Annotated in this window: 10 protein-coding genes and 1 pseudogene; 2 read left to right on the top strand and 9 right to left on the bottom strand. The window is 63.1% G+C overall.

What is annotated here, in order from left to right; translation table 11 throughout:
- Positions 1–45: 45 nt before the first annotated feature.
- From HXO69_RS07545 to HXO69_RS07535, 3 genes are all read right to left on the bottom strand, one after another.
- A complete protein-coding gene (locus tag HXO69_RS07545; protein WP_296546294.1) occupies positions 46–1,017 on the bottom strand; it encodes a Ppx/GppA phosphatase family protein in 972 nt (323 codons plus the stop codon).
- Between the two features lie 248 nt (positions 1,018–1,265).
- Positions 1,266–4,070 (bottom strand): type I DNA topoisomerase, encoded by a 2,805-nt coding sequence (gene topA / locus HXO69_RS07540; protein WP_296546292.1) that lies wholly within the window; start codon positions 4,068–4,070, stop codon positions 1,266–1,268.
- Between the two features lie 340 nt (positions 4,071–4,410).
- A complete protein-coding gene (locus tag HXO69_RS07535; protein ID WP_296546290.1) occupies positions 4,411–5,049 on the bottom strand; it encodes a pyridoxamine 5'-phosphate oxidase family protein in 639 nt (212 codons plus the stop codon).
- Here HXO69_RS07535 and HXO69_RS07530 point away from each other — a divergent pair.
- Positions 5,048–6,799 carry a methyltransferase gene (locus HXO69_RS07530; RefSeq protein ID WP_296546288.1) on the top strand — a complete coding sequence of 584 codons (1,752 nt, stop codon included), beginning with the start codon at positions 5,048–5,050 and terminating at the stop codon, positions 6,797–6,799. The two genes, HXO69_RS07535 and HXO69_RS07530, sit on opposite strands and share 2 nt — an antisense overlap.
- 2 nt (positions 6,800–6,801) lie before the next feature.
- Positions 6,802–7,335, top strand: coding sequence for a pyrimidine dimer DNA glycosylase/endonuclease V (locus HXO69_RS07525; protein WP_296546287.1), 534 nt, complete (start codon positions 6,802–6,804; stop codon positions 7,333–7,335).
- A gap of 277 nt (positions 7,336–7,612) precedes the next feature.
- On the opposite strand, the pseudogene HXO69_RS08975 reads toward HXO69_RS07525, so the two are convergent.
- The 6 genes and pseudogenes from HXO69_RS08975 to HXO69_RS07495 all read right to left on the bottom strand — a co-directional run.
- Positions 7,613–7,699: pseudogene (locus tag HXO69_RS08975) on the bottom strand (luciferase); the annotation flags it as partial.
- A gap of 38 nt (positions 7,700–7,737) precedes the next feature.
- Positions 7,738–8,382, bottom strand: coding sequence for a cation diffusion facilitator family transporter (locus tag HXO69_RS07515; RefSeq protein ID WP_296546283.1), 645 nt, complete (start codon positions 8,380–8,382; stop codon positions 7,738–7,740).
- The gene (locus HXO69_RS07510; protein ID WP_005504697.1) at positions 8,379–8,738 is read right to left on the bottom strand and encodes a helix-turn-helix transcriptional regulator; all 360 of its coding nucleotides are present in this window, start codon (positions 8,736–8,738) and stop codon (positions 8,379–8,381) included. Before HXO69_RS07510 ends, HXO69_RS07515 begins: the two co-directional genes overlap by 4 nt.
- Positions 8,739–8,933: 195 nt before the next feature.
- Positions 8,934–10,022 carry an LLM class flavin-dependent oxidoreductase gene (locus tag HXO69_RS07505; RefSeq protein ID WP_005504696.1) on the bottom strand — a complete coding sequence of 363 codons (1,089 nt, stop codon included), beginning with the start codon at positions 10,020–10,022 and terminating at the stop codon, positions 8,934–8,936.
- A 326-nt stretch (positions 10,023–10,348) separates the two neighbouring features.
- Positions 10,349–10,846: a GyrI-like domain-containing protein gene (locus HXO69_RS07500; RefSeq protein WP_005504695.1), complete on the bottom strand. Its 498-nt coding sequence runs from the start codon at positions 10,844–10,846 to the stop codon at positions 10,349–10,351.
- Entirely contained in the window at positions 10,846–11,757 is a 912-nt protein-coding gene (locus tag HXO69_RS07495) for a rhodanese-related sulfurtransferase (RefSeq protein WP_005504694.1), read from the bottom strand. The genes HXO69_RS07500 and HXO69_RS07495 overlap by 1 nt, the downstream gene beginning before the upstream one ends.
- Positions 11,758–11,880 lie beyond the last annotated feature (123 nt).

Genomic DNA, 11,880 nt, shown 5'->3' with positions numbered 1-11,880 from the left:
GCCTGCGGGGTTCAGCTGCGGCTATTCGGCCACGTCACGCACCGGTTACGCACCCAGGAGGGTCTTCGGGTTGACCGGAGTACCCGTACCCTCCGCCAAATGCTCAATACGCTTCAGGACCAGGCCCTCACGTAGCGCCCACGGGCACACGCGCATCGTCTCAATCCCAAACGCCTCCATCGCCGCCTCCGCCGCGATAGCGCCCGCCAGCATCTGCTCCGCACGTGCCTTCGAAACGCCCGGCAAGTCAGCACGCTCAGAGACGGTCATCGCCTCCATGCGACGAGTCCACAGGCGCAAATCCTGCAGATGCATCTCACGCTTCACGTGCGGGCCCGCCGAATACGGCGCCGCACCGCAAATACGCGCCAGCGAACGGAACGTCTTCGACGTACCCACCGTCATATCCGGCGTGCCATACTTCAGCAGGTTCTCCGCGACCGGGGCGATCTGCTCACGCACATACTTACGCAGACGCTTCACCTGCTTCGGCTTCGGCGGCTGCTCATCAAAAAACTCACGCGTCAAACGGCCCGCACCCAGCGGCACGCTCATCGCCGCATCCGGCAATGCATTCGTACCCGTCGAAAACTCAAACGAGCCGCCACCAATATCAAAATCAAGGATGCGGCCCGCGCCCCAACCCTGCCAGCGGCGCACCGCAAAGTACGTAATCGCCGCCTCCTGGTCACCCGAAATACCGTTCAGGCTCACGCCGGTCTGCTCACGCACCTGCTGCAGCACCGCCGAGCCGTTACCCGCCTCACGGATAGCGCTCGTGGAGAACGCCAGCAGGTCCTCCGCCTCATTCTCAATAGCGAAATCACGGGCGCTCGTCACGAAGCGGGTCAGCGCGTCCGCGCCCTCCTGCGAGATATTGCCCTCAGCGTCGAGGTACTGCACGAGCTGCAGCGGAATCTTGTGGGACGCGTACGGTTCGGGGCGCGCTCCAGGGCTACCGTCAATCAGCAGCAGGTGGACCGTATTCGACCCGACATCCAGAACTCCCAGGCGCACGATGCACTCCCCTCCCCCGCCCCGCGGCGGGATACTATCTGTGTGCGGTACCGCAGGTGCGGCGCCTCTTCCAGTCTGTCAGAGGCGCGGGTCACTCCGCAAACAATCCGGGCGGATGCCCAGCATCAGCACAGCGCAAGTATAAAAGCGCGCCGGGCACTCATTCTCCTAACGCACAAAAGGCGCAGGAGGCGCCCCTCCCCCACGCGGGGGTTGCGGGACGCATCCTGCGCCTTCAAGCAGAAACGCTACTCGGCGGTCTTCTTTGCCGCGGTCTTACGAGTGGTCGTCTTCTTAGCCGTAGTCTTCTTAGCAGTGCTAGTTTTCTTAGCGGTCGTGGTCTTCTTCGCTGCGGTCTTACGCTTGACCGGGCCCTTCGCACGCTTGTCGGCAAGCAGCTGCACCGCACGCTCGTGGGTCAGCGACTCGACCGATTCCGCACGCGGAACCGTAATATTCGTAATACCGTCGGTAATGTACGGACCAAAGCGGCCGTCCTTCACCACAATCTTCTTCTCGCTAACCGGGTCCACGCCCAGCTCAGCCAGCGGAGGCTTAGCCGCCGCACGACCGCGCTGCTTCGGCTGGGAATAAATCTCCAGCGCCTGCTCCAGCGTAATCGTGAAGATCTCGTCCTCGCTGCCAATCGAGCGGGAGTCCGTGCCCTTCTTCAGGTACGGGCCAAAGCGGCCGTTCTGCACGGTAATCTCCACGCCCTCAGCGTCGGTACCGAGCACGCGCGGCAGGCTCATCAGCTGTAGCGCCTGCTCCAGGGTCACGGTCGCCAAGTCCATGGACTTGAACAGGGACGCGGTGCGCGGCTTCTCGGGCTTCGGCTTCTTCTTCGGCTTGGGCTTGCCGTTCTTGTAGTACTCGGTCGGCTGCGCGTCCAGGTACGCCTGAATCTGCTCCTCGGTCATCTCCTCGATAACCTCGGTGACGTAGGGGCCGAAGCGTCCGTCGCGAGCCACAATCTGGCGGCCGGTGGCGGGGTCCACGCCGAGCACGCGGCCGTCGGACTTGCCCTGTTCGAGCAGTTCGCGTGCCTTCGCCTCGGTCAGTTCGTCCGGTGCCAGGTCGGCGGGTACGTTCGCGCGGACCGGCTCGGTCAGCTCGCCGGTCTCGGTGTCGAGGGTGCCTTCGGCTTCCAGGTAGGGGCCGAACTTGCCCACGCGCAGCACGATGCCGTCAGCAATCGGGATGGAGTTGATGCTGCGGGCATCAATCTCGCCGAGGTTGTCGACGATGGGCTTCAGGCCGCGCTTGGAGCCACCGCCGAAGTAGAACTCGCCCAGCCACTCGACGCGGGACTCCTCACCGCGTGCGATACGGTCGAGGTCTTCTTCCATCTGCGCGGTGAACTCGTAGTTCACGTAGGGGCCGAAGCTGGATTCGAGCAGGCGCACCACCGAGAACGCGGTCCAGGACGGAATCAGCGAACCAGAACGAACGTTCACGTATCCGCGGTCCATGATGGTCGAAATAACCGCCGCGTAAGTGGACGGGCGGCCAATGCCCAGCTCGTCCAGGGTCTTCACGAGGGACGCCTCGGTGTAGCGCGGGGGCGGCAGGGTCTCATGGCCGGCGGGCTCAATAGCCTCGGCGGTCAGTGCCTCGCCCGTGGTCAGGTTCGGCAGGCGCTTCTCAGCGTCCTTCGCCTCACGCTCAGCCACGCGGGATGCGTCAACGCCCTCCTCGTAGGCGGCGAGGAAGCCGCGGAAGGTGATGACGGTGCCCGATGCAGCGAACTCAGCGTCCTGTCCGTTAGACGCCACGGCACCCAGGCGTACGGAGGCGGTGGAACCGGTCGCGTCAGCCATCTGGGAGGCGACGGTACGCTTCCAGATCAGCTCGTAGAGGCGGAACTCGTCGTTGGACAGGGAGCCGCGCACAGCGTCCGGGGTGCGGAAGGTGTCACCCGCGGGGCGGATTGCTTCGTGGGCTTCCTGCGCGTTCTTGCTCTTGGAGGTGTACACGCGCGGTGCTGAGGGCACAAACTCGGCGCCGTACAGCTCGGATGCCTGGCGGCGTGCGGCGGAGATCGCCTGCTCGCTCAGTGCCACCGAGTCGGTACGCATGTAGGTGATGTAACCGTTTTCGTAGAGGCGCTGCGCCACCTGCATGGTCACGCGGGAGGAGAAACGCAGCTTACGTGCGGCTTCCTGCTGCAGGGTGGAGGTGGTGAACGGCGCTGCCGGGCGGCGCTTGTACGGCTTGGTCTCAACGGAGCGTACGGAGAACGCGGCGGACTGCAGGGCTGCGGCGAGCGCGCGGGCGGCTTCCTCATTCAGGTGGGTGACCTTGGAGGTGTTGAGGGTGCCGTTGTCGGCGAAGTCCTTGCCGGTGGCGATGCGGTTACCGTCTACGGCGACCAGCTTGGCGTCGAAGCCTTCGGAGGCTGCGGTCAGGAAGCGTCCGGTCAGGTCCCAGTAGTTGGCGGCGACGAATGCCATGCGTTCGCGTTCGCGTTCAACGACGAGGCGGGTTGCGACGGACTGCACGCGACCTGCGGAGAGGCCGCGGCCGACCTTGCGCCAGAGTACGGGGGAAATTTCGTAACCGTAGATGCGGTCGAGGATACGGCGGGTTTCCTGCGCGTCGACCAGGTGCAGGTCGATGTCGCGCAGTTCGCCGAAGGCGCGCTGAATGGCTTCCCGGGTGATTTCGGGGAAGGTCATGCGGTAGACGGGTACCTTGGGCTTGAGGACTTCCTTCAGGTGCCATGCGATGGCTTCACCTTCGCGGTCACCATCGGTTGCCAGGTAGAGCGCGTCTACTTCTTTGAGCTTGCGCTTGAGTTCGGCGACCTTTTTCTTTTTGTCGGGGTTGACCACGTAGTAGGGTTCGAAGTTCTCTTCAACGTTGACAGCGAACTTGCCGACGGGGCTCTTTTTGAGGTTTTCGGGCAGTTCGGAGGGCTGCGGAAGGTCGCGGATATGGCCCATGGACGAGTCGACGAGGTAGTCCTCGCCGAGGTAGCTGCTAATGGTTTTGACCTTGGAGGGAGACTCCACAATCAGCAGGGCTTTTCCGGTCTTTGCCTGAGCGGGCACGGCACTCCTCTATCTGTGTGTTGAAAAGCTACGTATTCAACCATAACCTACGCTGGCGCTTGTGGGCGCCGACTGGTTGTGGTGTACGCGGGTGCGACGGTCGGTGGGGGTGTAGTTTATGTTGGGTTGATGTGGTGCGCTCGGTGCGTTTCATGCGGCGAGCGCGCGGTGACCCGGCACTGGGCGAGCTGGCACGGTTCTAGTTGATGAGGACCGGGCGTGTTGAGCTTGCACGAGTGCGCAGGGTACTCGGTACATCATACGGTACCGGAGCGGTGGTGTGTGCACGGGATACATGGGGGCGGTTGCTGGGGCGCACCGCACCCGCGAACCGGCGCTTTTAGCTGGTGAGGGTGTCCGAGTCGGGATGGGTGCCGTCCAGGTAGGCGGGTAGCAGCGGGTATTCGCGGCCGTACACGGTCTGCGGCACGATGCGCACCCACTGCATTTCGTGAGTTTCGGAGTCGGGCAGGTCGAAGGTGCGCACGATTTGCGGGGTCATTTCCGGCGGCAGCCAGTGCGCAATACCGACCACGATGACGGAGCGGATGCCGTCTTCGAGGGTCTCATCGATTTCGAAGGCGACGCGGCGGCTGACCACCACGGAGGAGAACTTATTGCCGCGAGTGGTGCGGATGTAGATTTCCTGGGTGGCACCCTGGTGGGCGACGGCGTAGAGCACGGGCAGCACATCGACGTGCTGTCCGTCAGTGAGGATGAGGCGGCCGAGAGTGTTCGCGTGCAGGCGCTCCCAGCACTTGTCGACGCTGATACTTTCATCGGGGTACAGGTTACTCATGGTTTCAGTGTATGCGATGGGGTGGGCACTCTTGCGGTAGATGACGGTTTTGGTCAGTGGGTGGGTCGGAGCTGGAAAGCACATGCAGCGGTGCGGCGCGCTCGGGCGGTTAGGTAAGGCGGCTAGTAGGAAGACCAGGCAGGGCGGCAGGGTGCGGCGGGTGCGTAGAATGGTGTGCATGACTATTTCTGCCGCCACTTTCGCCCCCGAGTACGCCGCCGTTGCGGATGCTCCCCGCAGCGATGATTACGCCCGCCTGACCCGCATCCGTGAACGCCTGTTGGCGTTGAACTACAGCTATGACGCTGTGCAGGAGCTGCTCGGTGTTGAGGCGGCTGAGGCGATGGCTCGCGACCAGGTGGTTCCGGGCCTGTGGCGTGTGGAGCACATTCTGCGCGGTGATTACAGCGCGGGTGAGAAGAACCTGGCGCGTCTGCTGGCGTTTTTCCTGTTAGCTCGCCCGATCACCGAGGCTGAGGCAGCCGAGGTTTTCGCAGATACCCTGGTTGATTTTGAGGACGCCGCACTGATTGAACGCGACGCGGCGGATTCCACCCGCTGGACCGCGAGCGTTGACCTGCGCCCGCACGCCGCCGACGACGGCACCGAAATCTTTGTTGCCGCCGACCTGGGTGCGCATCAGCGCCCCGGCGTACTCCGCAAGGATCACGTGCTCGGCATCGGTCACGCATCCCTGACTCTGGCGCAGATTACCGAGCGCACCCCCGTCAAGCGCGCCCTGGATGTGGGCACCGGTTGCGGTATTCAGACCTTCCACCTGCTCGCCCACGCCGAGCACGTGACCGCTACCGATATTTCAGAGCGTGCCCTGGCGTTCACCCGTTTTAACCTGCTGCTGAACGCGCAGGCACTCAATATTGACCCGCAGAACCCGCAGGCGCGCGTGAACCTGCGCATGGGTTCCCTGCTGGAGCCGGTCGCCGGTGAGCTTTTCGACCTGGTGGTGTCGAACCCGCCGTTCGTGATTACCCCGCGCGTTGCCGGTGAGAGCGCCGAGGAGCAGTTCACCTACCGTGACGGCGGCCTGCCCGGTGACGAAATTGTGAGCACGATGGTGCGTCAGCTGCCTTCGGTGCTGGTGCCCGGTGGCCGCGCGCAGATGCTGGGCAACTGGGAAATTATTCGCGATTCGGCGGACCCGGAAGCACCGCGCCCGTGGGATGAGCGTCCGCGCGCTTGGGTTGCCGACGGCGGCGCGGAGGCGTGGTTCATTCAGCGTGAGGCGCTGACCCCCGCCTCCTACGCGGAGACCTGGCTGAAGGATGCGAGCGAGAACCGCGACCGCAGCCACTACGAGCAGACCTACGTGGCGTACCTGAACGACTTCGCTTCCCGGAACGTTCATTCTATTGGTTTCGGCATGATTTGGCTGCGCCGCCCGAGCGAATCCACCGTGGCAGGCGTGACCGAGCCCCTGCAGCGTTTCGAGGAGATTACCTACCCGATTCAGCAGCCCATCGCCCGCGCCCTCATCGAGTCCGTGCGCCGCTACGACCGCCTCGCCGCCATGGATGATGAGGCGCTCCTCGCCGCGCACCTGGAGGTCGCCGAAGACGTCACCGAGGAACGTCACGGCCGCCCCGGCGCCGAGCACCCCAGCGTCATTCTGCTGCGTGCCGGTTCAGGATTGTGCCGTACCCAGTTGCTTTCCACCGAAACCGCGGGCTTTGCGTCGGCGAGCGATGGTGAGCTTGCTGTGGGTCAGATTGTGGCGGCTCTTGCCATGCTGCTGTCCTGGCCCGAATACGACGAGGCGGCAGCCGCCGCGCGCGGTACGCAGGAGCAGCATCCGCGCGATACCCTGCTGCACGCGGTGCGCGAACTGGTGCTCAAGAGCTTCCTGCACTTTAGCGACGAGCACGCGGGCGCAGCATCGGCTGGCGAGAGCTCTGCAGAAGCGCAGGGCTAGGCGTGCGCATTTGGTCCCTTCACCCCTGTCTGCTCGATCGGCGCGCCCTGGTCGCCTGCTGGCGTGAAACCCTGCTGGCGCAGAAGGTTCTGCGGGGTCTGACTCGCGGGTACACGAACCATCCGCAGCTGATTCGTTTTCGCGCGCATCCGCTGCCTCTGGAGGCGGTTGCCGCCTACCTGTCCGGGCTGGCGGATGAGGCGGATGCCCGCGGCTACTCGTTCAACCGTGCACTGATTGGCGCGGGCGAAAATAGCACGGGCAAAAATAGTTCAGGCAAAAACGGCACCGATAAAAACTGCACTGGCAAGGCAGAAAACCCGTACGCTTCGGTTGCGCGTATTCCCGTTCCTTTGGGTCAGCTGGAGTACGAGCTCGCCTTTCTACAGCACAAGGTGGCGGGGCGCGACCCCGAGTGGGAGCACCGGTTGAACGAGCGGCTGGCGGCACGCGGCGAGCTGGCGGCGTGTGCGCATCCGCTGTTTGAGGTGGTTCCGGGCGCTATTGAGCCTTGGGAAAAGACGAAAGATTTTTAGACAGAGGGACTTCTAGATAGAAGGATTTCTAAGAATGTGAGCATAGTAATGCCCCGGCGGAACCCTTGCGGGTGCCTGCCGGGGCATCGCTGTATGCGTGGCTCAAGCTGTATGGAAACAAGCATCTCAGCGCATTACAGAGCGCAGGAAACAGCTTGGCACGGGGTCTTTACCCCAGGACCTTTACCCCAGGATCTTCACCTCAGGACCTTTACTTGGTGGTCAGCGCGGGCTTAATCTCCTTCACGATTGTCTCAAGCATCTTCAGGTTGAAGTCCACGCCCAGCTGCAGTCGACCCACCGCAATGAGATCGGCCATGGCGGCAAGTTCAGCCATGTAGAGCGGGTTTTCGTAGCGCATGTCTGGGTTGCAGCACTGGCTCTTCAACGTCGGGTGACGGGTCAGTCGTCTTCGAGGTCCTCTAGCACTTCGAACGGCGACTCGACGTCGCCGCGCCAGGCCTCCAGGCCTTCGCGCACCGCGAGCACCGCCACGACCAGCGCCGCGACCGAGTCAGCCCACCACCAGCCGAACAGGCTGTCGAGGACGAGGCCGATGAACACTGCACCGGAGAGGTAGATACACAGGATGAGCTGCTTGGCGTCGGCCATCACGCTCTTGGAGCCCAGCTCCCGCCCGGTGCGGACCTCAATCCACGCCAGCAGAGGCATGACGACCAGGCTCAGCGCGGTGATGCCGAGACCCAGCGGGCTGCGGTCGGGGCCCTCCTGGCCGACCAGGGCCAGCACCGCGTCGATCGAGACGTAGGCCGCCAGCGCGAAGAACGCGATGCCGATGGCCTTGACGGTGACCGTTTCCCACCGCTCAGGGTCCTTGCGGGTGAACTGCCAGGTGATGGCCGCGGCCGAGAGTACCTCGACAACCGAGTCGAGCCCGAAGCCAATGAGCGCCGCGGACGAGGCGAGGACGCCTGCCCAGACTGCGACGATTGCCTCGATTACGTTGTACGTGATCGTGAAGCCAACGATGAAGCGGACGCGCCGGTGCAGCATCGCGCGGCGCGCGGTGGTCAGGGTCTCGCTCATGCTCCCGCCGCCGTTCCACAGCAGCCCGACACCGAGCATTCCGAGTCGATGCACGGCGCGGCCTCGTCCACCGCGAGCGTGACGTCAATCAGGGACGTCAGTGCCGCGGCGAGGTGCGGGTCGGCGATCTCGTAGCGCGTCTGGCGGCCCTCGGGCTCGGCGACGACGATTCCGCAATCGCGCAGGCAGGTCAGGTGGTTGGACACGTTCGAGCGGGTCAGTTCCAGCTCGCGCGAGAGCACGGCTGGATAGCTCGGGCCGCTGAGGAGGGTCATCAGAATCCGGGAACGTGTCGGGTCGGCCATGGCGCGGCCGAGCCGGTTCATAACGTCGAGGTGTGAAGCAATAGTCAGCATACGATGACTATACAGTGATAACTGACCAATTGTCCACTTGCGCGGACTGCCGCACGTGCTCCGCGCCCTTGCCCTCGGGAGGCGGCAGAGTTCGCGCTCATCAGCGACCACCGCCCATCACGGAAGCGACGGCGGCACGCTGGCGCGAAACTCTGCTAGCGCAGAAGGTTCTGCGGAATCTTCACCTCAGGGGCTTTACTTAGTGGTCAGCGCGGGCTTGATCTCCTTCACGATTGCGTCGAGCATCTTCAGATTGAAGTCCACACCCAGCTGGTTCGGGATCGTCAGCAGCACGGTGTCTGCCGCCTGAACCGCCTCGTCACGGGCAAGCTCTTCAGCAATATCCGCCGGGTCGCCAATGTAGCTACGGCCGAAACGCGAGAAGGCGTTGTCGATAATGCCGGTGTAGTCCTGCGAATCCTCCGCGGCACGGCGACCGAAGTAGCGTGCCGAGGTTTCGTCGATAATGGGCAGCACCGAGCGGGAGACCGAAACGCGCGGAACACCGGAGTGACCCGCCTTCACCCACTCGGAACGGAAGAGGCGAATCTGCTGCGCCTGCTGCTGGTCGAAGGGAATACCCTTATCTTCAAGCATCAGGGTCGAAGACATGAGGTTCAGGCCCTTCTGCGCGGTCCACACGGCGGTGCTATCGGTACCCGCGCCCCACCAGATGCGGTCGCGCAGGCCCGGCGACTGCGGCTGGACGGGTGCGTACTTGCCGGGAACGCGAGCGCTGGGCGCCATGCCCTCACCCTCAATTGCCTTGAGGAAAATGTCGAGGTGGCGGCGCGCCATGTCACCCTCGTCTTCGCCCTCTGCCGGGTAGTAGCCGAAGCTTTCGAAGCCGCGAATCACGGATTCGGGCGAGCCGCGGGAGACGCCGAGCTGCAGTCGACCCGCCGCAATGAGGTCAGCCATGGCGGCAAGTTCTGCCATGTAGAGAGGGTTTTCGTAGCGCATATCGATCACACCGGTGCCAAGCTCAATGCGCTCGGTCTTCGCCGCGATGGCGGAGAGCAGCGGGTAGGGGGTCGCCTGCTGCTGGTCAAAGTGGTGTACGCGGAAGAACGCGCCGTCCAGCCCGATGTCTTCGGCACCTACGGCAAGGTCGATTGCCTGATGTAGAGATTCTGCAGCGGAGGGCACGCGGGAGCCGGGGACCTCAGCCCAGTGGCCGAAGGAGAGGAAGCCGAGCTTCTTCTCGTCGCCGCGCATGGGCTCGAGGTGGCTGATGCGGATAGACTCGTCAAGCTGCGGGGTGCTGTTCAGGTTGGTGCTCATGGTTTTTCCTTTGCGGGTTGCGCTCGGGCTCTTGTAGTGCCGGGCTAGTGTTTTAAATCTAAACCCAATTACTTTACATGTCAAGTATTTTGTTTCAGGGTATTACGCACAGAGCATCCCTCCCCAACTTTCGCTGCACACACCACCTGCACGCCTCACCCGCCCGCACGCCTCACCCGCACGAGGCACACATACCGCCACAAAATGCTGGCGCAAAATACAGCCGAAAAGGGCACAAAAAAGCCCGGCGGAACGAACGCATCGCACCACCGGGCCCTTCTATTCAACAGCTAAAACTGCAACTACAACGGCAGAAACAAACTGCCCTAGGAACGCTTCACCAGCGGAACCCACAGCTCCATACGGTAATCAGCCGCCTGCATATCGCCGCGACCGTACACCTCAAGGCCACCCACCGGGCGGTACTGCGGATTCTTCGCGAAGAACGCCTCCTCGAAGCTCGCAAAGCCAGCCGGAATGGACTCCGAAATCGGGCCGGTCACCTCAACCACCGCATAGGTGCTCGCAGGCAACTCCAGCACGCCCAGACCAAGCTTCGCCGCGCTCGCCGGCTCCGACACCAGGAAACCCGCCGTGTAGCGGACCTGGCCCTTCGGGTTCGGCTGAGTGCACACGCCCAGGTACTGGGTCACGTTCAGAACATCCAGCATCGCCGGGGACGCCTTCTGATTCAGCTCATCCCACAGCGAGGAGAAGTCGCCGTCCAGGGGGAACACCTGCGAAACGCCGGCAACGACCATCGCCGGGTGTTCCTCAATGCGAGGTTCAGAAATCTGAACCGCGCCGCCCTTAGCGGCTGCCATTAGGCGTTCGCCTCAGCTGCTTCGCGGTCCACCGAGCACTCGGGCACGCAGTGGCGCTTCGCGTCATCAGCTGCGCACTCGGGGCAGAGCAGAACCAGCTCGCGGCAGGAATCGTTGGAGCAGTTCTCGAACTTATTCGAGGGGGCGCCGCACTGTTCGCACTTGCCGATGGTGACGGTGTCCGGGGTGAATTCCATGTGCATGCGCTTGTCGAAGACGTAGAGCGAGCCTTCCCACAGTTCCTTATCGCCGTACTTCTCGCCGTAACGCACGATGCCGCCGTCGATCTGGTAGATTTCCTTGAAGCCGCGGTTCTTCATGAGCGCGGAGAGAATCTCACAGCGAATACCGCCGGTGCAGTAGGTGACGACCGGCTTGTCCTTAATGTGATCGTACTTGCCGGACTCAATCTCGCGGATGAAGTCGTGGGTGGTGCGCACGTCGGGAACGATAGCGTTCTTGAACTTGCCAATCTTCGCCTCAAACGCGTTACGGCCGTCAAAGAAGACCACTTCGTCGCCGCGCTCTTCAACAAGCTTGTTGACCTCTTCAGGCTTCAGGTGCACGCCGCCACCAACGACGCCGTTCTCGTCCACCTGCAGCTCGTCGGGAGCACCGAAAGCCACAATCTCGTCGCGTGCCTTCACGGACAGGCGGGGGAAGTCCTCCGCGCCACCCTCGGACCACTTGAACTCCATGTTCTTGAAGCCGGGGTACTTGCGGGTTTCCTTGGTGTACGCCTTGACCGCGTTGATTTCGCCGCCGAGGGTGCCGTTAATACCGTGCTTGGAAATGAGGATGCGCCCGCGCAGGCCGAGCTTCTCGCAGAGGGCACGCTGCCAGAGCATGACCGCCTGCGGGTCGGCGATGGGGGCGAACTGGTAATACAGAATAATCTTATTTTGAGCCACGGAACTATTTTATCGTCATATACGTCTAAAGCATGCAAATTTTTTGATATGTGCGCGCTGACTACGGGGTCGGCAGTACAGAAGCGGTACTGGGGCGGTTCTGGGACAGGATTAGGGCGGGCT

The organism is Rothia sp. (in: high G+C Gram-positive bacteria), assembly GCF_015265375.1.
Taxonomy (GTDB): domain Bacteria; phylum Actinomycetota; class Actinomycetes; order Actinomycetales; family Micrococcaceae; genus Rothia.
This window is presented reverse-complemented; position numbering and strand designations above follow the sequence as displayed.

Bases quoted from the DNA above. Each gene is read 5' to 3' on its own strand.
- HXO69_RS07530 (WP_296546288.1), top strand. From the start codon at position 5,048: ATGACTATTTCTGCCGCCACTTTCGCCCCCGAGTACGCCGCCGTTGCG.
- HXO69_RS07535 (WP_296546290.1), bottom strand. From the start codon at position 5,049: ATGCACACCATTCTACGCACCCGCCGCACCCTGCCGCCCTGCCTGGTC.
- HXO69_RS07515 (WP_296546283.1), bottom strand. From the start codon at position 8,382: ATGAGCGAGACCCTGACCACCGCGCGCCGCGCGATGCTGCACCGGCGC.
- HXO69_RS07510 (WP_005504697.1), bottom strand. From the start codon at position 8,738: ATGCTGACTATTGCTTCACACCTCGACGTTATGAACCGGCTCGGCCGC.
- HXO69_RS07505 (WP_005504696.1), bottom strand. From the start codon at position 10,022: ATGAGCACCAACCTGAACAGCACCCCGCAGCTTGACGAGTCTATCCGC.
- HXO69_RS07500 (WP_005504695.1), bottom strand. From the start codon at position 10,846: ATGGCAGCCGCTAAGGGCGGCGCGGTTCAGATTTCTGAACCTCGCATT.